The sequence below is a fragment of the Nocardioides sp. SLBN-35 genome (genome assembly GCF_006715725.1).
In the GTDB taxonomy this organism is placed as follows: Bacteria; Actinomycetota; Actinomycetes; order Propionibacteriales; family Nocardioidaceae; genus Nocardioides.
Genome location: NZ_VFNU01000001.1, coordinates 1,522,853 through 1,548,295 on the forward strand (window position 1 = coordinate 1,522,853; position 25,443 = coordinate 1,548,295).

Annotated in this window: 23 protein-coding genes; 12 read left to right on the plus strand and 11 right to left on the minus strand. The window is 73.7% G+C overall.

Annotated features, from left to right (window positions below; translation table 11 throughout):
• The first annotated feature begins 7 nt into the window (after positions 1-7).
• Positions 8-1,372, plus strand: a complete 1,365-nt coding sequence (locus FBY23_RS07390) for an extracellular solute-binding protein (protein WP_260806569.1) — start codon at positions 8-10, stop codon at positions 1,370-1,372.
• On the opposite strand, the gene FBY23_RS07395 is transcribed toward FBY23_RS07390, so the two are convergent.
• Complete coding sequence (locus FBY23_RS07395; protein ID WP_141797558.1) at positions 1,279-2,649, minus strand: ribonuclease D; 1,371 nt, start codon at positions 2,647-2,649, stop codon at positions 1,279-1,281. The two genes, FBY23_RS07390 and FBY23_RS07395, sit on opposite strands and share 94 nt — an antisense overlap.
• On the minus strand, positions 2,649-3,257 hold the full coding sequence (locus FBY23_RS07400; RefSeq protein WP_141797559.1) for a DUF3000 domain-containing protein: 609 nt from the start codon (positions 3,255-3,257) through the stop codon (positions 2,649-2,651). Before FBY23_RS07400 ends, FBY23_RS07395 begins: the two co-directional genes overlap by 1 nt.
• 143 nt (positions 3,258-3,400) lie before the next feature.
• Between FBY23_RS07400 and FBY23_RS07405 the strand changes: the two genes are divergently transcribed.
• The 6 genes from FBY23_RS07405 to FBY23_RS07430 all read left to right on the plus strand — a co-directional run bounded on the left by FBY23_RS07405 (position 3,401) and on the right by FBY23_RS07430 (position 12,096).
• On the plus strand, positions 3,401-4,633 hold the full coding sequence (locus FBY23_RS07405; RefSeq protein WP_141797560.1) for a PD40 domain-containing protein: 1,233 nt from the start codon (positions 3,401-3,403) through the stop codon (positions 4,631-4,633).
• A 199-nt stretch (positions 4,634-4,832) separates the two neighbouring features.
• The gene (locus FBY23_RS07410) at positions 4,833-6,113 is read left to right on the plus strand and encodes an FAD-binding oxidoreductase (RefSeq protein ID WP_160158188.1); all 1,281 of its coding nucleotides are present in this window, start codon (positions 4,833-4,835) and stop codon (positions 6,111-6,113) included.
• Positions 6,114-6,153: 40 nt separating this feature from the next.
• On the plus strand, positions 6,154-7,425 hold the full coding sequence (locus FBY23_RS07415; RefSeq protein ID WP_141797562.1) for a hypothetical protein: 1,272 nt from the start codon (positions 6,154-6,156) through the stop codon (positions 7,423-7,425).
• Positions 7,422-8,693 (plus strand): PD40 domain-containing protein, encoded by a 1,272-nt coding sequence (locus tag FBY23_RS07420; RefSeq protein WP_141797563.1) that lies wholly within the window; start codon positions 7,422-7,424, stop codon positions 8,691-8,693. The genes FBY23_RS07415 and FBY23_RS07420 overlap by 4 nt, the downstream gene beginning before the upstream one ends.
• An 86-nt stretch (positions 8,694-8,779) precedes the next feature.
• Complete coding sequence (locus FBY23_RS07425) at positions 8,780-10,036, plus strand: BTAD domain-containing putative transcriptional regulator (protein ID WP_141797564.1); 1,257 nt, start codon at positions 8,780-8,782, stop codon at positions 10,034-10,036.
• Positions 10,033-12,096, plus strand: coding sequence for a sensor histidine kinase (locus FBY23_RS07430; protein ID WP_141797565.1), 2,064 nt, complete (start codon positions 10,033-10,035; stop codon positions 12,094-12,096). The genes FBY23_RS07425 and FBY23_RS07430 overlap by 4 nt, the downstream gene beginning before the upstream one ends.
• Here FBY23_RS07430 and FBY23_RS07435 read toward each other — a convergent pair.
• Positions 12,037-12,747: a hemerythrin domain-containing protein gene (locus FBY23_RS07435; protein ID WP_141797566.1), complete on the minus strand. Its 711-nt coding sequence runs from the start codon at positions 12,745-12,747 to the stop codon at positions 12,037-12,039. The two genes, FBY23_RS07430 and FBY23_RS07435, sit on opposite strands and share 60 nt — an antisense overlap.
• Before the next feature lie 172 nt (positions 12,748-12,919).
• Here FBY23_RS07435 and hemE point away from each other — a divergent pair, with 172 nt between their 5' ends.
• The 4 genes from hemE (at position 12,920) to FBY23_RS07455 (ending at position 16,740) form a co-directional block, all read left to right on the plus strand.
• On the plus strand, positions 12,920-13,966 hold the full coding sequence (gene hemE / locus FBY23_RS07440) for a uroporphyrinogen decarboxylase (protein ID WP_141797567.1): 1,047 nt from the start codon (positions 12,920-12,922) through the stop codon (positions 13,964-13,966).
• 106 nt (positions 13,967-14,072) lie between these two features.
• A complete protein-coding gene (locus FBY23_RS07445) occupies positions 14,073-15,479 on the plus strand; it encodes a ferredoxin reductase family protein (RefSeq protein WP_260805810.1) in 1,407 nt (468 codons plus the stop codon).
• A gap of 5 nt (positions 15,480-15,484) precedes the next feature.
• Positions 15,485-15,901, plus strand: a complete 417-nt coding sequence (locus FBY23_RS07450; RefSeq protein ID WP_141800918.1) for an FMN-binding protein — start codon at positions 15,485-15,487, stop codon at positions 15,899-15,901.
• A complete protein-coding gene (locus FBY23_RS07455; protein ID WP_260805811.1) occupies positions 15,898-16,740 on the plus strand; it encodes an FAD:protein FMN transferase in 843 nt (280 codons plus the stop codon). The genes FBY23_RS07450 and FBY23_RS07455 overlap by 4 nt, the downstream gene beginning before the upstream one ends.
• Here the strand turns inward: FBY23_RS07455 and FBY23_RS07460 are convergent.
• The 8 genes from FBY23_RS07460 to FBY23_RS07495 all read right to left on the minus strand — a co-directional run bounded on the left by FBY23_RS07460 (position 16,667) and on the right by FBY23_RS07495 (position 24,746).
• Positions 16,667-17,458 carry an NYN domain-containing protein gene (locus tag FBY23_RS07460; RefSeq protein WP_141797568.1) on the minus strand — a complete coding sequence of 264 codons (792 nt, stop codon included), beginning with the start codon at positions 17,456-17,458 and terminating at the stop codon, positions 16,667-16,669. The genes FBY23_RS07455 and FBY23_RS07460 overlap by 74 nt on opposite strands.
• A gap of 32 nt (positions 17,459-17,490) precedes the next feature.
• A complete protein-coding gene (locus tag FBY23_RS07465; protein ID WP_141797569.1) occupies positions 17,491-18,420 on the minus strand; it encodes a LysR family transcriptional regulator in 930 nt (309 codons plus the stop codon).
• 120 nt (positions 18,421-18,540) lie between these two features.
• Positions 18,541-19,449, minus strand: a complete 909-nt coding sequence (locus tag FBY23_RS07470; protein ID WP_160158189.1) for a DUF4349 domain-containing protein — start codon at positions 19,447-19,449, stop codon at positions 18,541-18,543.
• A 64-nt stretch (positions 19,450-19,513) separates the two neighbouring features.
• The gene (locus tag FBY23_RS07475) at positions 19,514-20,851 is read right to left on the minus strand and encodes a DUF58 domain-containing protein (protein WP_141797571.1); all 1,338 of its coding nucleotides are present in this window, start codon (positions 20,849-20,851) and stop codon (positions 19,514-19,516) included.
• 13 nt (positions 20,852-20,864) lie between these two features.
• Positions 20,865-21,836 carry a MoxR family ATPase gene (locus FBY23_RS07480; RefSeq protein ID WP_141797572.1) on the minus strand — a complete coding sequence of 324 codons (972 nt, stop codon included), beginning with the start codon at positions 21,834-21,836 and terminating at the stop codon, positions 20,865-20,867.
• On the minus strand, positions 21,833-22,945 hold the full coding sequence (locus FBY23_RS07485) for a DUF4350 domain-containing protein (RefSeq protein ID WP_160158190.1): 1,113 nt from the start codon (positions 22,943-22,945) through the stop codon (positions 21,833-21,835). Before FBY23_RS07485 ends, FBY23_RS07480 begins: the two co-directional genes overlap by 4 nt.
• A 35-nt stretch (positions 22,946-22,980) precedes the next feature.
• Positions 22,981-23,613, minus strand: a complete 633-nt coding sequence (locus FBY23_RS07490; RefSeq protein WP_141797574.1) for a DUF4129 domain-containing protein — start codon at positions 23,611-23,613, stop codon at positions 22,981-22,983.
• The gene (locus tag FBY23_RS07495) at positions 23,610-24,746 is read right to left on the minus strand and encodes a hypothetical protein (RefSeq protein WP_141797575.1); all 1,137 of its coding nucleotides are present in this window, start codon (positions 24,744-24,746) and stop codon (positions 23,610-23,612) included. The genes FBY23_RS07490 and FBY23_RS07495 overlap by 4 nt, the downstream gene beginning before the upstream one ends.
• 388 nt (positions 24,747-25,134) lie before the next feature.
• On the opposite strand from FBY23_RS07495, the gene rpsJ reads away from it, so the two are divergent.
• A complete protein-coding gene (rpsJ, locus tag FBY23_RS07500) occupies positions 25,135-25,443 on the plus strand; it encodes a 30S ribosomal protein S10 (RefSeq protein ID WP_007078637.1) in 309 nt (102 codons plus the stop codon).

Here is a 25,443-nt window from a genome sequence, read left to right on the forward strand (position 1 = left end):
CGTGGGCATGATCGCCCTCGCGAGCGGCACCGAGCAGAAGCAGCGCCCGCACCGGCCGCAGCCGACGGCGCAGACGATGACCGAGCTGCAGCTCGCGGTGTGGGGCACTGCGCCCGAGATCGCGGCGTACCAGACGGTCGTCGACGACTACAACGCCAGCAGCAAGGACACCAACGTCTCCATCGTGTCCTGGCCCGACGCCGACGCGATGCTCGACGCGATCCGCAGCGGCGGCGCCAAGCCCGACCTCTACCTGCTCCCGCGCGGCGACCTGGCGCAGACGGTCGCCGAGAAGCGGAACGTGCCGCTGCTCGACCTGGTCAACGAGCGCGAGATCCCGATCGGCGACGACTGGGCCCGCGACGCGGTGTCGGCGTTCTCGGTCGACGACGACCTGCAGTGCATGCCGTACGCCGCCTCGCCGATGGTCATCTACTACAACACCGACCTCGTCGACTTCGCGGCGATGGAGGCCGAGGGCCTGCCGGTACCGCGTGAGGGCCACACCAGCTGGAACTTCGCGGAGTTCCGCGCGGCCGCCGAGTTCGGCAGCCGGCCGCGACGCAACACCCGCGGCATCTACATCGAGCCCACCCTGCGCGGCCTGGCGCCGTTCATCTACTCCGGCGGCGGCGAGCTCTTCGACGACGACAACGACCCGACCGCGCTCGCGCTCGGCGACGACGGCTCGACCGACGCGCTGCGTCGTACCCTGGAGCTGCTGCGCGACCCCCGGCTCACCCTGAGTGCCAAGCAGCTCGGGCAGCGCTCGGCCGTCGACTGGTTCAAGCGCGGCAAGCTCGCCATGATCGCCGGCTTCCGCGGGCTGACCCCCGAGCTGCGCGGCGTCGAGGGCCTCAACTTCGACGTGATCCCGATGCCCTCGCTCGGGTCGGCCAAGACCATCGCCGACCTCAACGGCATCTGCCTGGCGCCTGCCCGGCCCGCGCGCAACGAGGCCGCGGCCAACGTGCTCAGCTACCTGGTCAGCGACGAGGCCCTGGCCCGGGTGGCCGAGACCGGCTACGTCCAGCCCGCGAAGCTCACCGTGGCCTTCTCCGCCGACTTCCTCCAGCCGGGCCAGGCGCCCGAGCACGCCTCGATCTTCAACTCGGTGATGCGCACGATCGTGCTGCCGCCGCTGATGACCCAGGGCCGCGAGCTGCGCCAGCTGGTCGATCCCGACATCGAGACGCTGTTGACCACGCCGGACATCGCCGACCTCCAGGAGTCGCTGAAGGCGATCGACGAGAAGTCGCGCAGCCTGCTCGACCCGGACTACGTGGAGCCGTCGGAGACGCCGTCGGGCTCCCCGTCGGGCTCGCCCTCGGGGGAGGCGTCGGAGACGCCGTCCGGCTCCGCGACGCCCTGACGCTTCTTCTTCGGCCGGCTCGCGGGCGTCGCCTCGGCGTCGAGGACCGCGCGGCTGAGCGCGGGAGCGGTGAGCCCGATCTGCCAGCTGCGCGCGCCGAGCGCCCGGAGCTGGTCGATGACCGCCTCGAGCAGGTCGACGGGGTCACGGGTGCCCGGCGGCGTCCACATCACCCGGCGCAGGGTGTCGGGCGTGAGCAGGTTCTCGAGCGGGATGGAGTGCTCCTCGGCCAGCGCCGAGACCGCCGCGCGGGCGAGCTCGAGCCGGCGGGCGGCGACCGGGTCCTTGTCGGCCCAGGTGCGCGGCGCCGGGGGACCGTCGCCGTGGGTGACCCGCGTGGGCAGGTCGTTCTCCGGCAGGTCGGCGGCCGACTGCAGCGCGGCGAGCCACTCCTTGGCGTGGCGGGCGGCGCCGCGGCCGTGGAAGCCCGAGGTGCCGAGCAGCGCGCCGCGGGTGGTCGGCATCGCGGTCGCGGCGGCGACGATGGCGGTGTCGGGGATCAACCGGCCCGGGGTCACGTCGCGCTCGCGGGCGATCGCGTCGCGGGCCTCCCACAGCGCCCGCACGGCGCCGAGGGTACGACGGCCGCGCACCTTGTGGAGGCCGGAGGTACGACGCCACGCGTCGACCCGCACCGCCGGCTCGAACCCACGCACGTGCTCGAACTCCTGCCGGGCCCAGTCGGCCTTCCCGGCCTCCTCGAGCTGGGCGGCCAGCAGGTCGCGCAGCTCGACGAGCACCTCGACGTCGAGGGCGGCGTACTCCAGCCACGGCTCGGGCAGCGGCCGCGTCGACCAGTCGACGGCGGAGTGCTCCTTGCGCAGGTGTCGTCCGAGGAGGGTCTCGACCAGGGTGGCGAGCCCGACCCGGGGGTAGTTGAGGAGCCGGCCGGCGAGCTCGGTGTCGAAGAGGGCGACCGGGCGCAGCCCGACCTCGGCCAGGCAGGGCAGGTCCTGGGTGGCGGCGTGCAGGATCCACTCCGCGTCGCCGATCGCGTCGGCGAGGGGTGTCAGGTCGCCGAACGGGATCGGGTCGATCAGGCCGATGCCGGCCCCGGCGCGCTTGACCTGGATCAGGTACGCACGGTTGGAGTAGCGGTAGCCGGACGCCCGCTCGGCATCGATCGCCACCGGCCCGCTGCCCGCGGCGAGCAGGCCGCAGTAGGCGGCGAGCGCCTCCGGCGTGTCGATCACCGGCGGCAGGCCGTCGGCGAGGGTCAGCAGCTCGACCGGCTGCTGGTCCTCCTCGGGCGTCTCGTCAGGTGCCTGGTCGGCCATCAGCCGCCCCGCTGGCCGCGCCGCGACGGCATGACCGCGATCCCGTCGGGCACCGGCTCCAGCCCGCCGGCGGTGCACATGAGCTCGCCCCACGCCTCGGCGTGGGTGGCGATGTCGCCGGGATCGACGGGCGTCCACGACGCCCGGATCTCCAGCTGGGCGCTGCCCGGCTCGTCGGCCATCGAGCCGTAGGACTCGGTGACCACCTTGGTCACGGTCCCGGACACCGCGACGTGCTCGGCGCCGTGGGCCTCGAGCGCGTCGCTCAACCAGGTCCAGCCGACGTCGGTGAGCATCGGGTCGGTCGCGAGGTCGTGGTCGATCTCGGCCCGGCAGTACGCCACGCAGCGGAAGGTGCCCTGCCACGCCTCGTTGCCGGCGGGGTCGTGGAGCAGGACGAGCCGCCCGGTGGCGACCTCCTCGTCGTCCACCGTGACGTCGGCCGACAGCGCGGCGGCGTACGGCGCGATCCGCTGCGGCGCCGGCATCTCCTCGCAGAAGACCTCCGGGCGGAACGTGGCCGCGCGCAGGCCCGCGACGGCAGCGGTGAACTCGGGGGGAGTGCCGGCCGCGCCGGACCCCTGGTTCATCTCCTGGCGGGCGACCATGGGGCCACCCTAGGACCCCCGGGCCGGATCGGCGTGCGTCCCACGCCGGGACGGTCCGCGCCCGTCTCCAGCGGGACGCCAGTGCGGCTCCAGCGCGCCCGCCGACGATCGGCGTGACATCCCGCGTCGTCCGAAGGAGAACCATGTCCCGCCTGCTCGCCCTTGCTCTGCTGGCCGGGGGCGCTCTCGTCGCCGCTCCGGTCGCGGCGCCCACGCCCGCTGCTGCCGCCGCTCCGGGCGGCACACTCGTCTACATCAAGGACCACAACGTGTGGATCGCCGCCGGCGACGGATCCGGCCAGCGTGCGCTGACCCGGGACGGGACCGCGACGCTCCCCTACGGCTCGCCGACCCAGTCCGACGGGGGCGTCGTGGTGGCCACCCAGGGGCCCCTTCTGGTCCGGATGGACCAGCAGGGCAGGGTTCTCAACAAGATGGATCCGCCGTCCCTGCCGACGTCGGTCGGCTCGAACGTCGACGGCAACATCACCAGCGCCGCGATCTCACCTGACGGTCAGCGCATCGCCTACAGCATCACGAACTACGTGAGCCCGTTCGGCTACCGCTCCGCCACCGGCTACACGGCCGCCGACCACCTCACGGATCCGGCGGCGCTGGGCACCACCTTCTTCTGGGACCCGTCGTGGATCGGCAACGGCCGCACCCTGCAGTCCGGCGGCTACCACTCGCAGACCCAGCTGCACGACCTGGGCCAGGAGTCGCAGTACTGGTTCGACGACGAGGACGTGTACGGCGAGGGATCGACCGACCTCGGGAACGCCGAGCTGAGCCCGGACGGCAGGCTGCTGGCCGCCGTACGCGGGTTCGACGACAACCGTTGGATCATCTGGTACGACGTGAGCGGCAATGCGGTCTCCGGACCGCCGCCCGCCGTTCCCTCGCCGCTGTGCCAGATCGGCCCGACCGTCATCGACCATCCGACCTGGGCGCCCGACAGCGACGCGCTGGCGTGGCAGGAGGGCGACGGCGTCTGGACCCGCTCCGGTGCCCACGACTGCGGCGTGCCCTCGACGCTGCTGCTGCCCGGCGGGTCCGAGCCGGACTGGTCGCCGGCGCCGCTGAGCGCTCCGGCACAGGACGGCCAGCAGAACGGGAACGGGACCGGGACCGGAGAGCCGCGGATCAAGGGCAAGGCGCGGGTCGGCAAGGTGCTGCGCGCCGACGTCAGCGGGCTGGCAGCGACAGGCAAGGTCACCGTCACCTGGCTGCGTGACGGCAAGAAGGTCGGCAAGGGTCGCAAGCACAAGGTCGTCGCCGCAGACCGCGGGCACCGGCTGCGGATCAGGGTCGTCGTCAAGGCGCCGGGCAAGCCGGCCGTGAAGGTCACGAGCAAGTCGGTCCGGGTGCGCCGATGAGCATCGGCAGGACCCTCCGAGTCCTCTGACACCAGCGAGCTCGGGGACGACCTCGCTGTTCTTCGAGACCTCGCGGATCAGCGCGCACGTCGAGCTCGCCTGCCAGCCCCAGCCAGTTCCAGCCAGTTCCAGCCAGTCCCCAGCGGCGCTCCAGTGCGCCCGCGGAGTCTGGCCACCTCACTCGATGCGAAGGAATCCCATGTCTGAAGCCCTCCCCGTGTTCAACCTCGCCCACGCCCACGCCCCGCGTGAGGTGGTCGAGCCCCGCACCGCCGAGGAGGTGGCCGGCATCGTCCGCGCTGCCGCCGCTCAGGGTGAGCGGGTCCACCCCGTCGGCACCGGCCACGGCTGGACCCACGCCATCGAGGGCGGTGTCGCACTACTGACACGTCGCCTGGACGCAGTGGTCGTCGACCCCGGGCTGCAGGCCGCGCGCATCGGCGCCGGCGCCACCTGGGCCGACGTCCTGGCTGCCGCGGCCCCGCACGGGCTGGCGCCGCTGGCCGGCTCCGCGCCCGGCGTCGGCGCGGTCGGCTACCTGCTCGGCGGCGGGCTCAGCCCGCTCGGCCGAAGCTACGGGTGGGCGAGCGACTTCGTGCGCTCCGCCGAGATCGTGACGGGCGCAGGCGAGCTCCTCACCGTCTCCGCGACGAGTCATCCTGACCTGTTCGCCGCGCTGCTCGGCGGAAAGCACCTGCCGGGGGTGGTCACCTCGGTCGAGCTCGGCCTGGTCGAGCTGACCACGGTGTACGGCGGCGGCCTGTTCTTCGACGCCGCCGATGCCGAGCGGGTGCTGACCGAGTGGGCCGTGTGGTCGGCGCTCGCGCCGGACCAGGTGAACACCTCGGTGGCCGTGCTGCGCCTGCCGGACCTCGACGCCGTCCCCGCGCCGCTGCGAGGCCGGTTCGTCGTACACCTGCGCGTCGCGGTCGTGGCCGACGCGGAGGAGGGTGCCGCCCTGGTCGAGCCGCTGCGCAAGCTGGCCGACCCGATCGTCGACACCGTCGCCGAGCTGCCGGTGACCGCGCTCGGCGCCATCCACACCGACCCTGACCAGCCGATGCCCGTGCTGGAAGCGGGAGCCCTGCTGCGCGACTTCGACCCGGCGGCGGCGGGAGCGCTCCTCGCGGCGGCCGGGCCGGGGACCGACGTCCCGTTGGCCGTGGTCGAGGTACGACGCCTCGGCGGCCGCCTGGCCCAGGCGCCGCAGCGGCCGGACTCGGTCGTGGGCCGCGACGCGGCGTACGGGCTCTTCGTGGTCAGCGCGCCCGTGCCCGAGCTGTTCGCCGGGCCGGTGCCGGCCGCCGTCGGCGGGCTCGCCAAGGCGATGGCGCCGTGGGCGAGTGGCGGCTTCCAGCCCAACTTCGTCGGCTCCTTGAACCAGCCGGGCGCGCTCGAGACGGCATGGCCTGCCGAGATGCGCGAGCGGCTGGAGCGCGTTCGGGAGCACCACGACCCGGCCGGCGTCATCGGCCACTGACCGACAGAACCTGACCGACCCCGACAGCCAAGGAGAACCCATGTCCCTCGTCACCACCGCGCGCCGGGCGCTGGCCGGCACCGCCGTCGCCGGCGTGCTCGCCGGCCTGGCCAGCATCGTCCCGCTTCCGGAGGCGAGTGCCGTCTCGGCTCCCGGCGCCATCGTCTACATCAAGGACCACAACGTCTGGCTCGCCGACGGCGCGGGCGGCCAGGCCCGGCAGGTCACCACCGGCGGCACGCCCGGCGACCCGTGGCAGTCACCGACCCAGTCCGACGCGGGGGTCGTGGTCGCGCACCACAGCGGGCTGATCTACCGGATGAACCAGCGCGGCGAGGTCTTCAACGTCATCGACCCGCCGGACCTGGTCGACGTGGAGAACAACGTCCTGCAGGGACGCGACCTGACCGAGACCGCGATCTCGCCCGACGGGACCAAGATCGCCTACACCTACGCCAAGGTCTGGTACGGCATCAAGCACTGGGCCACGGGCTACACCGCCGCCGGCTACGCGAGCGATCCGGCGTACTGGGGGGTCTCCTTCCAGGACAAGCCCTCCTGGGTCACCAACAACCGGGTCATCCTCAGCGTGTGGAACCGGCTCGACAACCACCTCTACGACCTGGGCCAGCGCGACATCCGGTGGTTCGACGAGCGCGTCTACCGCGCCGACGCCAAGGAGCTCAGCGACTTCGAGGTCTCGCGCAACGGCGCTTGGACCGTGGCGACCCGCGGCGACGTGGGAGACGAGAGCATCGTCGTGCTGCGCAACCACGGAGACGTGCTGACCTCGCCCGACCCGGCCAATCCGACCTTGGTCTGCGAGCCGGTGGGAGACGGCGCGCTGCACGAGCCGACGATCGCCCCCGACTCCGCAAGCGTGGCGTGGGCCGAGCCGGACGGCATCTGGCGGATGAGCATCCAGGACTGTGTCGACGACAACCCCGTCTTCGACCTCATCATCCCCGGCGGATCGGACCCGACCTGGTCCGCCGCCACCGTCGGTGTCACTCCGGACGTGCCGCAGGGCGGACAGAACGGCGCCTTCACCGCCACCACCGCGCCCAAGGTCAAGGGCCAGGCGAAGGTCGGCAAGGTGCTCAAGGCCAAGGCCGGCGCATGGTCGCCGGCGCCCACCGCGGTCTCCTACCAGTGGCTGCGCAACGGCAAGCCGATCAAGAAGGCCAAGAAGGCCTCCTACCGCGTGACGCGCAAGGACCGCGGCAAGCGGATCTCCGTGCGGCTGACGATCAGCAGGCCCGGCCTGGCCAGCACGACCTGGACCAGCGCACCCAAGAAGGTGAAGCGATGAGGACGTTGCTCCATGCCGCCGCGGCCGGCGTGATCGCCCTGAGCGCCGTGGCCGCGGGTGCCACCACGGCCACCGCCGTGGACAGCCCGGACCTGCCGGGCACCCTGCTCTACGTCAAGGGGTACGACGTGTACGCGGCGCACCCCGACGGCACCGGGGAGCGCCGGCTCACCACCGACGGCACCGCGACATCGCCGTACCGCTCGCCGACGGGTGACGACCACGGCCGGGTCGTCGCCGTGCGCGGTCCCCTGATCCACCGGATGACCATCACCGGCAGCCCGCTCAACACCATCGACCCGCCGAACCTCTTCGACGTGTGGGGCAACCCGCTCGGCCCCGACCTGGACACGGCGGCCGTCTCGCCCGACGGCACCAAGATCGCCTATTCCTACGAGGGCACCGTCTGCCAGTGGGTCTGTGGTCCGGTCTGGGCCACCGCGATCACCGCTGCCGACCATCTCAGCGCACCGAGCGACAACAGCCAGGCCAGCGAGGACAACCCGAGCTGGGTGACCGACTCCCGGCTGATCCTCAACGACAGCGGCGAGCTCGGTGTCGACCTCCTGGACCTGGGCAAGAAGCCGGCGAGGGACTGGTTCCACGAGGGGACCAGCCCTACGGCCGTGCAGCTCAGCGAGCCGGTCACCTCCCGCGACGGCACCATGCTGGCGCTGGTGCGCGGCGGGGGCGCCGGGGCACATGTCGCGACGTACCGGCTCGGGGGTGACATCCGCACGGACACGACGCCGGTGGAGCCGACGCGGGTGTGCGTCAACGATCCGGTCGCGGGTCAGGGCAGTCCCGCCTTCGCGCCCGACGGCAGCGCGCTGGCGTGGTCGCAGCCCGACGGCGTCTGGGTCGAGCCGGACCCGCTGGACTGCGCGGCCGAGGCGACCCGGGTCGTCGCCGGTGGCACCCAGGTCTCCTGGACCACGGCGGAGCTGCCCGCCGCGCCCGACCAGCAGCAGGATCCGGGCGGCACGACACCCGTCACCGGGCTCGCGCTGCAGACCGCACCCCACCTGGTCGGCAAGGCGCGTGTCGGCAAGGTGCTCAAGGTCAAGGGCGGCGCCTGGTCACCCGCGCCGAGCGTGCTCACCTACCAGTGGCTGCGCAACGGCAAGCCGATCAAGAAGGCCGCCAAGGCGTCGTACCGGATCACCCGCAAGGACCGCGGCACCCGGATCTCGGTCCGCGTCACCGCCAGCAGCTCCGGCCTCACGAGCATGTCGTGGACCAGCCCGAAGGCCAAGGTCAGGCGTTGAGCCTGGACGCGCTGCCGGTGTCGGTGACGCCTCCGGTGTCCCCGATACCGGCGTACGGCGACGCGGAACTAGGTAGCGTCGCTCCGATGAGGATGCGCGTGCTGGGCCCGGTGGAGGTCGAGGTCGACGGTCGCCCGCTCGACCTCGGTGCCCCGAAGCCCCGCCGGCTGCTGGCGGTGCTGGCCCTGCACCGGGGGCGGCCGGTCAGCCCGGAGACGATCGCGGAGGCGCTGTGGGGCGACGAGCCGCCGGCCAGCCATGCGGTCACGATCCAGGGGTATGTGTCCGGCCTGCGCAAGATCCTCGAGCCCGAGCGGGCCCCGCGCGGGGCCAGCACGGTGATCCAGACCTCGGCCCTGGGCTACGCCCTGAGGTTGCCTCTCGACGACATCGACGCCGCCCGGCTCGAGGCAGCGGTCAGGTCTGCCGGTGCCACAGCGCGCACCGACCGCGACCGGCCCTGGCTGCTCGCGGGCAGTCCGGACCCCGCGGACCTCGCCGCAGCGGCCGAGCTGCTCGACGAGGCACTGGAGGCCTGGCGCGGGGAGCCGTACGCCGACCTCGTGGACGACCCGGTCATCGCGGTCGAGCGCTCCCGGTTGCACGAGGTGCGTACCGCCGCGGTGGAGATCCGCGAGCTGATCCGGATGCAGCGCGGCGACGCCGCCGCGGCGGCCCGCCGGCTCGAGGCCGAGGCCGCCGGGCAGCCGCACCGCGAGCGACTCTGGCTCCTGTACGCCGCCGCCCTGGTCCGCGCCGAGCGCCAGGTCGACGCGCTCGCCGCGCTGCGCCGGCTGCGCGACGCGCTGCGCGACGAGCTCGGCGTGGACGCCAGTCCCGCCGTCGGCGCCCTCGAGACGGCGATCCTGCAGCAGCGGGTCGCCCCCGGCGCCGCGGCGGAGCCGACGCCGGCGCTGCGCGTCGCGGTCGTCGACGACCACCCGATGTTCCGGATGGGCATGACCGGCCTGCTCGGCTCGCTGGACGGGCTGGAGCTGGTCGGCGCCGCCGGCGAGTCGGCCACCGCCCGCAAGCTGGTGTCCCGCGGCGTCGACGTCGTGCTGATGGACCTCGACCTGGCGGGGGAGTCCGGCATCGAGCTCACCCGGGAGCTGATGCGCGAGCACCCCGATCTCAAGGTCCTGGTGATGACCATGCACGAGGACGACGACCACGTCGCCGGGGCGCTGCACGCCGGCGCGGCGGGCTACCTGCTGAAGTCGGCCGAGGCAGACGACGTGCTGCGGGCGATCCGCGGTGTCGCTCGCGGTGAGCTGATCATCGGCTCGGCCGTCGCCGGCGCCGCCCGCTCCCGCCTGGCCGGGCCGGGCGACCCGCGATGAGTCAGCCCCGCGGGGTGCCCCGGACGGTCGTGGCGTGGCTGGTCGCCGGCGTCGGCTGGCTGATCGCCGCGCTGGCGGTCGTGCTGGTCGTGGTCACCCGACACCGGCCCGAACCGCTCGCGGACTGGGTGATGGACCTGGTCGTGGCCGTGGTCTACGGAATCGTGGTCGCGACCATGCTGCCCCGCACCCGCCACCCGGTGGTGTGGATCCTCGCGGCGGCCGCGTGGGGCTGCGCCCTGGCCGGCTTCGCCGAGGGCTACGGCGCGCTGACGGGCGACTGGCCCGCGCAGGGGCTGGTCTTCTACTCCGCCTTCTGGGTGTGGATCCCGGGCGTCTACGCGACCGTCGCCGTCGTACCGCTGCTCGTCGTTCCGGGCTGGTCGCGCCGGCGCCTGCCGGTCCTGGTGGCGGCGCTCGTCGCGACCGCCCTGTCGACCCTGCCCGGCCTGACGCTGGTGGCGCCGGGCCTGCCCGACAACCCGCTCGGGATCGATCAGGCGGGCTGGCAGTCCTTCCTGCGCGACCTCGCGTCCTGGCCGGACCGGACGGTCGCGGCGATCGGCGCCGCCGAGCTGGTCTGGCTGCTGGTGCGGATCCGGGGCTCGTCGCGCGTCGAGCGCCGCGGCCTCGGCTGGCTGGCGGCCGGCCACGGCGCCATGGTGCTCGCGCTCGCCATGTTCCTCACCCCGGTCCCGGACGCCTGGGCGGCCGCGGCCCCCGAGGTCAGCGGCACCGTGCTGCTTCTGGCGCAGGTCTTCTTGCCGGCCGCCCTGCTCGTGCTGGTCCTCGGGCGCCAGCTCTGGGGCGTCGACGTGACCGTAAACCGGGCGACGCTGTGGACCGTGATGACAGTGACGATCGCGCTGCTCTACCTGCTCCTGGTCGCGGTGAGCACCCGCGTCGTGCCCGGCGAGTCCGACATCGCCCTCGCCTTCGCCGTCGGACTGGTCGGCCTCGGCTCGGCCCCGCTGCGCCACCTGGTGCAGCGACGGGTCGACCGGCTGGTCTACGGCACCGGCGCCGACCCGGCCAGTCTGGTGTCCAGCATGGAGGACTGGAACGGACGCGACATCGAGGGACTGGCCGCCGCGCTGTGCGGCAGCCTGCGGCTGGCGGACGTGCGGATCGTGGCCGAGCCGGGTGGCGAGGAACCGGCGGCACCCGTCGTCCGCGACCACGACGCCGTCATCGCGCTCACCAGCCGGGGGCGCCGAGTCGGCCTGCTGGTGGCCAGCCCACGCCCCGGGGAGCGGCTCGACCGCCGTACCCTCGGGATGCTGACCGAGGTCGCCGGACTGGTCGGCATGACGATCGACCTGATGCAGTCCGTCCAGGCGCTCACCGCCGCGCGGCGTCGGATGACGAGCATTCGGCACGAGGAGCGCCGGATGCTGCGCCGCGATCTGCACGACGGCCTCGGCCCGGCGCTGGCCGGGATCCGGCTCGGGCTGATCGCGGCCCGCGGCATGCGCGACCCCGACGCGTCGGAGGAGATGCTCGACGCCCTGGAGCGCGAGCTGACCCAGCAGGGCGAGGAGGTACGCCGGCTCAGCCGCTCGCTGGTGCCGCTGGCTCTCGACGACGGCGACCTGGCGACCGCGCTGGGTGCACTTGCCGACCGCTTCACGGCCGACGGGCTGGTGGTCCGGGTGGCGGTCGACGGCGACGTGACGCTGGAGCCCCCGGTCCAGGTCGCGGTCTACCAGATGGCGAGCGAGGCGCTGCTCAACGTGCGTCGCCACGCGAGGGCCACGCGCTGCGACGTCGTGCTACGCCGGCGGGCCGACGGAGACATCGTCTTCTCCGTCGCCGACGACGGCATCGGCATGGGGCAGGGCACGGTCGACGGGATCGGCCTGCGCTCCATGCGCGAGCGAGCCCAGGAGCTCGGCGGGGTGCTCCGGCTGACGTCTGGCTCGGGGACGGGATCGGGGACCGGCAGCCGGATCGAGCTGCGGCTGCCGGCCCCCGCGGCCGAGGCGGCCCCGGACTCGGGCTCAGCCGAAGATCTCAGCTTCTCGCCGCGCGAAGCCACGGCGCGAGCTGGCCAGCAGTAGCCTCATCGGCGGTCCGCCGATCGCGGCGACCCGGGCGGCCGCGCTCTCGTCGAGGTCCTTGAAGATCCACGGCAGGAACCGACGAGCGTGACCGACCGACGGCCGGCCGCGGAACCGGTCACGCTCGATCACCTCCCACTCCTCGCCCGGCACATAGCGCTGCAGGATCGGCACCGCCGCGGACTCCTCGTGGCCCAGGTGCTCGTCGAGGGCCCGTTCCAGGTCGGCGAGGTCGGCGAGCAGGTCGGAGCGCAGGTCGCCCAGGCGGTCGGCCCCGCCGTCGCGCGACAGCGCCGAGAAGCCCGCATCGCAGGAGGTCAGCAGCGGATCGAGCGTGGTGTGCTCGTTCTCCATCTCGTCGAGCACCCGCAGGCTGTCGACGTCGTCGTCGGCCCGCGCGCGCTCGGCGAGCAGCGGCCAGAGGATCTCGTCCTCCTTGGTGTGGTGGGCGTGGAGCTCGGCGGTGAACAGGCGCCACCGCTCCGCCAGCCGCCGCCAGGCGGCCCGATCCTCGACCGGAACGCGGGGCGCGACCTCGCGGAAGTCACGGAGGTCGCGGCGAAAGGCGTGGTGCAGCACGTACATCATCGTCATGTCGGCGGGGCCGGGTGGGGCGGCGGCCTGGCCGGGCAGCAGGATCTGGTCGGTCATCGGCGTCCTCTTTCACAGCGGTCTCACGTGGCACGTTCGTGCGTGGCACCCACTCTCGGGCCGGTGGCTTGAGCGCCGCTGGCGACCGACTGGACCCCGCCACCCGACGGAAGGGCGCGCTCCGGTGTGCCTCGATGGCGCCCTCGGACCGCACGTCTGAGACCCTGACCCCGTGACCGCCCCTCTGCACGACAGCGCACTCCTCAAGGCAGCCCGCGGCGAGAAGGTGCCGCACACCCCGGTCTGGTTCATGCGCCAGGCCGGCCGCTCGCTGCCGGAGTACCTCAAGGTGCGCGAGGGCGTCGCCATGCTCGACTCCTGCATGAACGCGGAGCTGATCACCGAGATCACGCTGCAGCCCGTGCGGCGGTACGGCGTGGACGCGGCCATCTTCTTCTCCGACATCGTGCTGCCGCTCAAGGCCGTCGGCGTCGACCTCGACATCGTGCCCGGCGTCGGCCCGGTCGTCGCCGCGCCGGTGCGCACGCTTGCCGATGTGGAGTCGATCCCGGACCTCACGCCCGAGCAGATCCCCTACGTCACGCAGGCCGTCCAGAACCTCGTCGCCGAGCTGGCCTCGGTCAACGGGGGCACCCCGCTGATCGGGTTCGCGGGCGCGCCGTTCACCGTGGCGTCGTACCTCGTCGAGGGCGGGCCCTCCAAGGAGCACGCCAAGACCAAGGCGCTCATGTTCGGCGCCCCCGACGTGTGGGACGCGCTGATGCGCAAGATCGCCGACGTCTCCGCGGTCTTCCTCGAGACCCAGGTCGCGGCGGGCGCCTCGGCGGTCCAGCTGTTCGACTCCTGGGCCGGTGCACTGACGCCCGACGACTACGTCCGGTTCGTGCAGCCCCACTCCGCCCGCGTGCTCGAGCGGGTCGGTGAGCTCGGTGTGCCCCGCATCCACTTCGGCGTCGGTACGACGAACCTGCTCGACCTGATGGGCGAGGCCGGTGCCGACGTGGTCGGCGTCGACTGGCGCACCCCGCTCGACCGGGCGATCCCCGTCGTCGGCGACCGCTCGGTGCAGGGCAACCTCGACCCGACGCTGGTGTTCGCGCCGACCGAGGTGATGACCGAGCGCGCCGCCGCCGTCATCGAGGCCGGCCGCGCCGCCCGCGGCCACATCTTCAACCTCGGCCACGGCGTCATCCCCAGCACCGACCCCGACCAGCTCGCGCGGCTCACGGAGTTCGTGCAGTCCTACCCGCTGGCCTGAGCAGGCTGAGCCTGCTGCGCTTCACAGGGAGCGCACAGACCGGGGACAGGCGGCACCCACGACGCGGCCGAACACTGGTGGTCACCGACGACCTCCGGAGGACCCCGTGACCGAGCAGAACCTCGCGCCCCGCGCCACCTTGCCGCCGGTCGCGGCCCGCCCCGCTGCGGCGGCACGCGCCGAGACCGTCCGGGTCGGCGCGGCTGGGGCCCTCGCGGCGGGCCTCGCACTGCCGGCGTACTGGTGGCTGCGCGACGGCGGCCCGAGCATGATCGTCGGCCCGGGCTCCGCGCTCACCGCGCTCGGTCAGCTCAGCGGCTTGGCCGGCTCGGTGCTGCTTCTCGCCCAGGTGCTGCTGATGGCCCGGCTGCCCGTGCTGGAGCGTGCGTTCGGCCAGGACCGGCTGGCCGGGCTGCACCGGATCGTCGGCTTCACGTCCTTCTCGCTGGTGCTGGTGCACGTCCTCACCGTGACGTGGGGGTACGCCGCCGGCTCGCTCTCCGCGACGCCGGGGATGCTCTGGACGCTGACCTGGGACTACCCGGGCATGCTGCTCGCCGCGGCCGGCACCCTGTGCCTGGTCATGGTCGTCGTGACCAGCATCCGCGCCGCGCGCCGCCGGCTGCGCTACGAGTCCTGGCACCTGCTGCACCTCTACGCCTACCTCGGCGTGGGCCTCGCGCTGCCCCACCAGCTGTGGACCGGGCAACAGCTCACCACGTCACCCGCCCGCACCGTCTTCTGGTGGACCGCATGGGGCGCGGCGGCCGGCGCCGTCCTCGTCTGGCGGGTCCTGCTCCCGCTCGCAGTCAACCTGCGGCACCGGGTCCGGGTGGCCTCGGTGGTCCCCGAGGCGCCCGGCGTCTGGTCGGTGCACCTGACCGGGCGGCGCCTCGACCTGCTCCGCGCCGAGCCCGGCCAGTTCCTGCTGTGGCGCTTCCTCGACGCCCCCGGCCGGTCCCGCGCCCACCCCTACTCCCTCTCCGCAGTCCCGGACGGCCGCAGCCTTCGGATCACCGTCGCCGCGGCCGGCGACGACAGCGGTCGGGTCGCGATGCTGCGCCCGGGCAGCCGGGTCCTCCTCGAGGGCCCGTACGGGCGGCTCACCCCTCGCGCCCGCGAGGCCCGCAAGGTCGCGTTCATCGGAGCGGGAGTCGGCATGGCGCCGCTGCGTGCGCTCGCCGAGGGGATGGCGTTCGCCCCGGGTGAGGCGGTGTACGTCGAGCGGTACCGCACAGCGCCGCTGTTCGCGGCCGAGGTCGACCGGCTCGCCCGGGAGCGCGGACTGCAGCTGCTGCGCCTGCCGGGCGCCCGCCGTGCCTCGGACTCCTGGTTGCCCGTCCTGTCCCGGCCGGTCGACGACGTGTCCGCGCTGCGGGGCTGGGTGCCGGACATCCACGAGCGCGACGTCTACGTCTGCGGGCCGCCGGGATGGTCCGAGCTCGTCCGGGCGACGCTCGTCGCCGCCGGGGTGCCGGACCGGCACCTCCACGTCGAGGAGTTCGGGTGGTGAGCGGCATGCGACGCATCGCGCTGTGGTTCGCGGGGACCGTGTCGGTCGTCGTCCTGCTGTTCAGCCACCAGACCTCGACCGGTGGCGGTGCGGCCCTCGTCACCGGAAGCAGCACCATCACCGGCACCATCACCGGCAGCGGCTCCGGCAGCACCGTCACCGGCGACGTCGCCCAGACCCGCTGGGGACCGGTCCAGGTCGCGCTCTCCGTCGACGGCGGGACGATCACCGCCGTCCAGGTGCCGCAGTACCCCGACGGCAATGGTCACGACCAGGAGATCAACAGCCGGGCCCTGCCGGTCCTCGTCCGGGAGACCCTCGCCGCGCAGAGCGCCTCGATCGACATGGTCAGCGGCGCCACGGTGACGAGCACCGGCTACCGGCAGTCGCTGCAGAGTGCGCTCGACAAGGCCGGGCTGTGAGCGGCCCGTCGATGGTCCACCGCCGCGCGTTCGAGGTGATGGGCACCGTGGTCAGCCTCGCGCTGCGCGGCCGGCACGCCGAGGGCCCCGAGGCCGAGGCGGCCTGGGCCGAGGTGATGGCCAGCCTGCGCCACGTGGACGCGGTGTTCAGCACCTACCGCCCCGACTCCGTCGTCAACCGCTGGGGCCGTGGCGAACTGGCCCTCGTCGACGCACCGCCGGAGCTGAGCGAGGTGCTCACCCTCGCCGACGTCGCACGGGAGGCGAGCGGCGGCGCCTTCGACATCGGTGCCGTCCGATCGCCGTACGGCGGCGGGCCGGACCCCTCCGGCGTCGTGAAGGGCTGGGCGGTGCAGCGTGCGAGCGTCGCCCTCGAGCGGCTCCCCGCGACCGACTACTGCCTCTCGGCCGGCGGCGACATGGTCTGCCGGACCCGGGTGCCCGGCGCCCCCGCCTGGCGGATCGGCATCGAGGATCCCGCCGACCCGCATCGCCTGGTCGCCGTGCTCCCTGTCGCCGACGGCGCGGTCGCGACGTCGGGCACCGCGCACCGTGGTGCCCACATCCGCGACCCGCGCTCCGGCACCGCGCCCGACGGGCTGGGGCAGGTCACCGTCGTCGCGCCCGACCTGGTCGCCGCCGACGTCGAGGCCACGACCGCCTTCGTGCTGGGGGAGCGAGGCGTGCCCTGGCTGCTGGCCCGTGGGCGGGCCGGCGTGGTGGTCGCCGCCGACGGAACCGTCTCGACGTACGGCGACGAGCCGGTCAGGCGCCGGTGGCCTTCTTCGCCGCCGTCTTCTTGGCCGGAGCCCTCCTCGCGGCTGGCTTCGCCTGCGTGACCTGTCCCTTGAGCCCGACCCGCTGCCGCTCCTTGTCGACGACGAGGAACGGCTGGGCCTCGACCAGCGGAAGCAGGGTGTCGAACCCGTAGCGCTTGGGCTCGAAGGCGCTGAACAGGCGCCGCAGGTTGGCTCCGAGGGAGCTCAGGTTGGCCCATCCGTCCTCGCCCGCCGCGTTGTTGACCGCGCGGGTCAGCAGGCTCTGGAGGTTGGGGAGGTCCGGCGCCGCCTCGGGCTCGCCGGGCTCGTCGGGCTCGTCCGCGGCCGTCGTGGTCGCCGGGTCGACCGTGCCGAGCAGCTCGAGCAGGAGGAACTGGTCGCAGGCCTCCTGCAGCGCCCGCGGTGTCCGCTCCCGGCCGACCCCGTAGACGGTCTTGCCCGACTCCCGCAGCCGGCTCGCCAGCCGGGTGAAGTCGCTGTCGCTCGACACGATCGCGAACCCGTCGACGTTGCCCGAGTAGAGCAGGTCCATCGCGTCGATGATCAGCGCCGAGTCCGTCGAGTTCTTCCCACGGGTGTAGGCGAAGGTGTGCTCGGGCGAGATCGCGTGCTTGTTGAGCTTGTCCTTCCAGCCCTTCATGTTCTCGCCCGACCAGTCGCCGTACGCACGCTTCACCGTCGTCCGGCCGAACTTCGCCAGCTCCTCGAGCAGCGGGCCGGCGTACTGGTGCGAGACGTTGTCGGCGTCGATCAGGACGGCGATGCGCAGGTCGGCCATCCACCCATCATGGCCGAGGCGGGTGTCCGAGCTCAGGAGGCCGCGCTCGAGCTCGCGCCGGACGCCCGGTACTCCGCTGCCCGGGCGGTCAGCGCAGCCTGCAGCTCACGCACGGGCAGCGGCTGCTGGAGCGCCTTGCGCTGGCGCAGCTGGAGGGTGAGGAAGGTCTGGTCGCCGGCGATCGGGCGTGCCTCGATCATGCCGACGCGGTGCAGCGGGTCGCCGATCACCGCGTAGTCCGGCAGCACGGTGACGCCCACGCCCTCGGCCACCAGCGCCTTTCCCATCTCCGCGCCGTCGGTGCTGTGCGCGGCCGGCGGGACCTCGGGACCGAACGCGCGGTGCACGTAGCGGTGCATCACGTAGCCGGGCCGCATCATCACGAACCGCTCCTGGCGCAGCTCGTCGATGCTCACCTGCGGGCGGGCGGCGAGCGGGTGCCCGGCCGGCAGCACGGCGACCGGCCGGCCGTGCAGCAGGTCGATCCCGTCGAGGCCGACGGGCGCGTCGTCGCCGTCGAGGACGTTGACCAGGCCCAGGTCGAGGGTGGCCTCGGCGAGCCCCTCGTCGATCTGGGACTGCTGGAGGGTGAGCACCTCGACCGTCGTACCGGGGTGGCGCTCCTGGAACGCGCGGACCGCCGGGATGAGCAGGGTCGAGGTGGCGGCGTGCACGGTGCCGACGCGGATCACCCGGGCGTCGGTACGACGATCGCCGGCCGCGTTGCGCAGCCGCTCGACCGCGGTCAGCACGTCCGACATGTAGGGCAGCAGCTCGCGGCCCTCGCGGCTGATCCGGGCGCCCGAGCGGCGCCGGTCGAGCAGGGTCACCCGCAGCTCGCGCTCGAGCTTGGTGAGCGCCTCGCTGAGTGCGGGCTGGGACAGGTGCAGCTTCTCGCTGGCCCGGCGCAGGGAGCCGTGCTGCGTCACGGCGGTGAGGTACTCCAGCTGTTCGATGCGCATGGGTCCGGCCTTTCACGTCCATCGGTGACGCCGTGGCTCGGGGACCTTGCCCGGGCATCAAATACAAGTAAGTCTGTAGACAAACAGTATCACGAGGGGGACGTGGGCTCCGGACCCGGCTCACGCAGTGCGGGCCGGACCCCGCGTCCGGCGCCGCAGCAGCAGCCGGGCGGGCACCGCCAACAGGGCGAGCAGGACGAGCCACGGCACCAGGAAGCCGACCACGACCAGCACGGAGCCGGCGCCCTCGACGAACGCGTCCCAGCCCCGGCTCAGCCCGCCGAGGAAGCCGTCGGCGTCGTCGTCCTCGCGCTCGTGGCGCACCGTGGGCTGCTCGATGTAGACGGTGATCGTCGACATGCTGGTCTGGTCGGCCAGCCACTGCTGCCGCGACTCGAGCGCGTCGAGATCGGCCTGGCGGCTCGCGAGCTGCGACTCGATCGCGACGATCTGCTCGATCGACTCGGCCCGGGCGAGCAGCGCCTCGATCCGGCTGACGCTCTTGCGCTGGGCCCGGATCCGGGCGGCGACGTCGACCACCTCGGCGCTGACGTCCTGGCCGTTCGTGGTCGTGCCGGTCGGTGTCGCGACCTCCTCCAGCGCCGTGACCACGTCGTCGAACGCCTCGCTCGGCACCCGCAGCACGAGCCGCGCCGTGCTCAGCACGCCCTTGTCGCCCGTCGTCGTCTCCTGCTCGCCCACCGTGCCCTGGTGGGCGTCGGCGACCTTGCGCACGCCCAGCCGGGCCTTGGCGACGTCCTTCGCCTCGAGCGAGACGGTCCCGGTGGAGATCACCGCCGGCTGCTCTGCGGTCGAGACCGGCGCGTTCCGGGCGGCGTCGTCGGCGACCGGGGCGGCCGCACCCCCGCCGTCCTGGGCGGCCGAGGCCTCGGGAGCCGGCTCCTGCGCCATCGACGCCTTCGCGCCGCTGGCGTCCCCGGCCTCGTCGGAGCCGCTGCACGCGGTCAGGGTCAGCGCCGTGATGAGGCCGGCGAGGAGGAGAGCGGTTCGGCGGGGTCTGGTGTCCATGGCACTCCGACGCTGCGCACGCCTCGGTGGTTCCGGCATTCGCGACGACGGGACCGGGCCCGCGCTACAGGAGCCCCTGCGCCTTCAGCGCGAGATAGTGGTCGGCCAGTGCCGGCGGCAGCTCGCCCGCGTCGGCGTCGACGACGTCGACACCGAGGCGCACCAGCATCGCCCGGGTCCGCTCGCGGCGGTCCAGCTCGTGGGAGGCGGCCGCGGCGGCGTAGACGTCGTCGGCGGTGGGCGGCGTGGGACCGGCCTCGTCGGCGAGCGCGGCCATCCGGGTCAGCTCGGGATCGCGGACCGACGCGATCACCACGCGGTGGTGGCGCGTCAGGACCGGCAGCACGGGCAGCAGTCCGTCGGCGATCGCGGACGGCTCGAGCGCGGTCAGCAGGACGACGAGCGCGCGCTGCCGGCCGAAGCCCTGGACCGCGCCCGCGAGCAGGTCCCAGTCGGCCTCGACGAGGACCGGGTCGAGTTCGGCCATCTGCTCCTGGAGCCGCATCGCCACGTCGCGGGCGCCGTGCACCCGCTGCCGGGCACGGACCCGACGGTCGCCGGCCACGAAGTCGATCCGGTCGCCGGCCCGGGAGGCGAGCGCGGCGAGCAGCAGGGCGGAGTCCATCGCGGCGTCCAGCCGCGGCATGCCGTCGGTCTCGGGCTCGTCGACGGTGCGGGCGACCCGCCCGGCCGACGTACGCGACGTGTCGAGGACCAGCACCACCCGGCGGTCCCGCTCGGGCTGCCAGGTGCGGACCACGACGTGGGTGTTGCGGGCCGAGGCGCGCCAGTCGATCGAGCGCACGTCGTCGCCGCGGACGTACTCGCGCAGCGAGTCGAACTCGGTGCCCTGCCCCCGCACGCGTACGGCGGCCCGCCCGTCGAGGTCGCGCAGCCGGGCCAGCCGGGAGGGCAGGTGCTTGCGGGACTCGAACGGCGGCAGCGCGCGGACCGAGCCGGGGACGTCGTACGTGCGCTGTCGGGCGACCAGGCCGAGCGGCCCCCACGACCGGACCGTGACGCCGGCGGCGCGCAGGTCGCCGCGGCGCCGGGGGAGCAGGGGTGTGGTCAGCCGCCGCTGGTCGCCGGCGGCCAGGCGCAGACGGTACCGGTTGTCGCGGGCCCCGGCCGAGGGCTGCCAGGCGTCGCGGACGTCGAGGTGCAGGCGGCGGCCGGTCGCGGCGACGACGAGGTCGGACGACGCCGGGTCGCCGAGCCGGACCGAGCCGGGCTGGCGGCGGGTGATCGTGGCGAGAGCGGGGGAGGGGGTGAGCAGGCGGTCCAGGCCGACCAGCAGCAGCACGCCGAGCAGCCACAGCCAGACCGTGCCGGCCTGCGGGCGCAGCACGACCGCCACCAGCCCCAGGAGGAGCAGCAGCGGGACCCGGCCGGAGATCGCCATGACGTCGGACGGACTAGCGCGGGACCGGGACGGACGCGATCGCCGACGCCAGCACCTGGGCGACGTCGACGCCCTCGAGCTCGGCCTCGGCCCGCACCCCGAGCCGGTGGGCGAGCGACGCCTGGGCGAGCGCCTTCACGTCGTCGGGCGTCACGAAGTCGCGGCCCGACAGCCACGCCCACGCCCGCGCCGCCCGCAGCAGCGCGGTCGCGCCGCGCGGGCTCACGCCGAGCGACAGCGAGGGGGACTGGCGGGTGGCCCGCGCGATGTCGACGATGTACGACGCCACCTCGGGCGAGACCTGCACCTGCTTCACCGCCGCCTGCCCGGCCTCGAGGTCGGCCGCGCCCGCCACGGGCCGCACGCCCGCACCGGCCACGTCGCGCGGGTCGAAGCCCTCGGCGTGGCGGGTGAGGATGGTGATCTCGTCCTCGCGCGGCGGCACCGGCAGCACGACCTTGAGGAGGAACCGGTCCAGCTGGGCCTCGGGCAGCGGGTAGGTGCCCTCGAACTCGACCGGGTTCTGGGTGGCGGCGACCAGGAACGGGCGCGGCAGCGGCCGGGTCACGCCGTCGGCCGAGACCTGGCCCTCCTCCATCGCCTCCAGCAGCGCCGACTGCGTCTTCGGGGGCGTCCGGTTGATCTCGTCGGCGAGCAGCAGGTTGGTGAAGATCGGCCCCTCGCGGAAGCTGAGCTCGCCGCCGCCCGCGGAGTCGATGACCAGGGAGCCGGTGATGTCGCCCGGCATCAGGTCGGGGGTGAACTGCACCCGGCGGGTCTGTACGTCGAGGCTCTGGGCCAGGGTCCGCACGAGCAGCGTCTTCGCCGTCCCGGGCACCCCCTCCATCAGCACGTGGCCGCCGCAGAGCAGGGCGACGAGCAGACCGGACACGGCCGCGTCCTGTCCGACCACGGCCTTGGCGACCTCCTGGCGCACGGCCATCAGCCGCTCGCGCACGCCGGCCTCGTGGGTGGTCTGGGTCATGAGCGTCGTACCTCTCTCCTCAGTCGGGCCAGGTCCTGCGCGAGCCGGACCAGGTCCTGGTCGGTCGCGGGCGGCATGCGGTCGTCGTCGAGCAGGGCGGCCACGGCCTCGACCGGAGCACCGAGGTGCCGCGCGGCCGCCTCGGTGACCACCGGGGCCGGGGTGCCGCGGTCGAGCCGCAACCGGCGCGCGATGTCGGCGCGGGCGGCGCGGCGCAGGGCGCGGGCGGCATGGGTGCGGTCGCCGCTGCGGCGGTACATCCGCCCGCGACTGCGTGCGGTCTCGACCGCGCGGACCACGACCGGCAGCGGCTCGGTCGACAGCGGACCGAGCCGGCGTACCCGCCACAGCAGCAGGGCGAGCCCGGCCAGCGCCACGATCCACAGAGCCGGCCCGATCCAGTCGGGCAGCAGGGTGCCGATCGTGACGGCGTCGTCGGACACGGCGTCGGTGGCGTCGGGGACGTACCAGACCAGGCGGGGGTCGTGCCCGAGCAGCCGCAGGCCCACGGCCGCGTTGTCGGCACGGGTCACCTGGTCGTTGGTCAGCGCCTGCCCGGCGCCGAACAGCACCAGCCCGTCGACGCCGCGCACCAGGGCGCGATCGCTGACGGGGAAGCACCCCTGCCCTGTGTACGACGTCGCGCGGTCCACCGCGACGCGCAGCCCGTCGAGGTCGACGCCGGCGATCCCGTCGGGACACCGGGCGGGGAGGCCGTCGTCCTCTCCGGCGGGCCCGGTCAGCAGCCCGAGATCGGGGTCGATCTGGTTGAGGATCGCGAAGTCCGGCTCGACGAGGACGATCCGGGCGGCCGCCGAGGCGTGCTCGCGCATCCGGCGCAGGGTGCTCGGCGCCAGCTGCTCGGTGCTGCTCACCACGACGGTGGTGGCGTCGTCGACCGTCGCCTCGTCGAAGGCCTCGGCCGAGCGGGCGACGGTGACGTCGACGCCCTGGTCGGCGAGCACCTTCGCCAGCGCCTGCGCGCCGTCGGGTCCCGGGTTGCGGGGGTCGGCGGCACCGGGGTACTTCTCCGAGCCGCGGGTGGTCCACACGGCCACCACCAGCGCGAGCACCACCGCCGCTGCGACCACCAGCTGCGTCCGCGTCACGCGCGTCCGCGGCCGGGTCGGCGCCGCTGTCGTCGTCATCGGCGCACCGCCCGCCCGGCGAGGGTGTCGTCGAGCGCCAGCAGCTCGGCCGCCTGCGCGCTCGTGGCCGGCCGCTCGCCGTAGAGGACGCCGTCGAAGAGGTCCGCGCCGTGCAGAACCGCCGCGCGGTGCTCCGGGAACACCGCCACCAGCGCGCCGGCCAGCTCGTGCGCGGTGGCCTGGGGGAGGTCCTCGATCCGGCCGCGCTCGACCTGGCGCACCGCCGCGGCCCGGAAGGCGTCGACGAGCGCCGCCGCCGCGTCCCCGGCGCGCAGTGCGGCCTCGGCACGGGCCCGCAGCTGGTCGGCGCTCACCACCTCGTCGGTGAGGGCGGGGCTGCTCGCGGCCCGCCCGGTCGCCGTACGACGGGCCCGGCTGGCCAGGAACAGCACGCCGCCGAGGATGAGCAGCACGACCAGGATCGCGGCTGCGGTCGTCAGGCCCGAGGAGCCCGACGCGGCGTCGACCGTGCCGGAGATCAACCGGTCCAGCCAGCGGGTCAGCCGGCCGATGACGTCGTCCTCGTAGTACTCCGGGCGCACCAGCTCGCGGCGCAGCTGGCGACGCGCCTCGTCACCACTCGGGTCGAGCGGCGGGTCGAGGCGGACGAGGGCGAGCGCCGGGATCATGCCGGGACGATCCCCGCCTCCCGCATCAGCTCGACGTCGAAGGCCTCCTTGCGCATGCGGAGGTCGACGTACTGCACCGACGTGACGGCGGCGAGGAAGGGAGCGACGAAGGCGTTCTGGATGACCAGCGCGACGGCCTGGGTGAGGATCAGCGCGAGCACGGCATAGTCGGGCACGGCCAGCGCCACGACGTTGCCGATGATGCTGACCGGGAAGGACAGGATCCCGCCTGCGAACTGGGCGATGATCACGGTCAGCAGACCGATGCCGAAGGTGCGCCAGAACTGCCGGGCGCTCAGCTGCCAGCCGCGGCCGATCGCCGCGAAGACGCCGACCGGCTCGAGCATCAGCGCCGGCACCGGCAGGTAGTAGAAGCGGATCCACAGCCAGCAGCACAGCGCGATGAACGCCGGCACGCTCACCACGCCCCACACGACCACCGGCCAGGGGCCGTCGCTGAGCTGGACGACCAGCACCCACAGCAGCACGTAGACGACGAGCAGGACCAGGAAGGCCAGGTTGAGGACGAGGGTCAGGCCGAGCAGGCGCCAGCGTTTGCCCCGCGTCGCCGCCCACGCCTCGGCCAGTCCCAGCCGGCGTCCGACCGCGGCCGCCCGGGTCACGTGGGCGACCATGCCGGTCACGAACACGACGCCGACCTGGGCCACGACCAGCGACAGCAGCAGTGAGCCGTACGCCGCCAGCGCACCGACCAGCTCGGCGACCGACGCGTCGGGGTCGACCTCACCGGAGGCGTCGGCCGCGATCCCGATGGTGAGGGTGAGCACCAGCGTCACCACGACCGGGACCAGCATCGCGACGGCGGTGACCATCACCGCCGCGCCGACCGTGGCCTTGGGGTTGAACCGGATGATCCGGAACGCGCCGTCGTAGATGTTGCCGAGGTTGAGGGGGCGCAGCGGGAGCGCGCCGGGCTTGTGCGCCGCACCGAGTGCCAGGCCGGCGGGGGGACGCGGCCCCGCGGCGCTCGGGTACGCCGCCCAGCCTCCCGGCACCGGTCCGGGAGCAGCTCCCGGCGGCGGGAACGGGGGCCCGGCTGGCCCGGGCGGGACCGGCTCGGCAGGCGCGGGCGCACCCGGGGGCGGGTACTGCTGCGAGGGGCCGTCGGTCATGCGGCTCATCCTTGCATCCGGCCCCTGCCGAACCCCGGGAGCCGCGGTCGGGAATGGAGCGCCCTCCGCAATTTGGTGCCCCCCGCGAACTCTGCCAAGATGTTCCGGTTGCCCCGGACAGGACGTCGGGGTGCGCGCCAATCTTGACTACTGAATCGTGTCTCCCCTGCGGAGTGGTCGGCCCTGCCGATCCGGGCCGCGTGGAGCGTGTGCAGGTCGTCGACATCAGCTCGCACCGCACGCCCGGGAGGCCCGAGGCAGCCAAGAACAACAGCTCGACTTCCCCAGGGAAGACGTGCGCGCCCTCAACAAGGTGCGACACGCCCGACCGCGGGGGTCGGAGCTGAAGGACCCAGAGTCGTACGACGAGTAAGGACGAGAGAGACCTATGGCGGGACAGAAGATCCGCATCAGGCTCAAGGCCTATGACCACGAGGTGATCGACACCTCGGCGCGCAAGATCGTGGACACGGTCACCCGGACGGGTGCGAAGGTCGCCGGCCCGGTGCCGCTGCCGACCGAGAAGAACGTCTTCTGTGTCATCCGCTCGCCGCACAAGTACAAGGACTCGCGCGAGCACTTCGAGATGCGCACCCACAAGCGGCTCATCGACATCATCGACCCCACGCCGAAGACCGTCGACAGCCTCATGCGCCTCGACCTGCCGGCCGGTGTCGACATCGAGATCAAGCTCTGA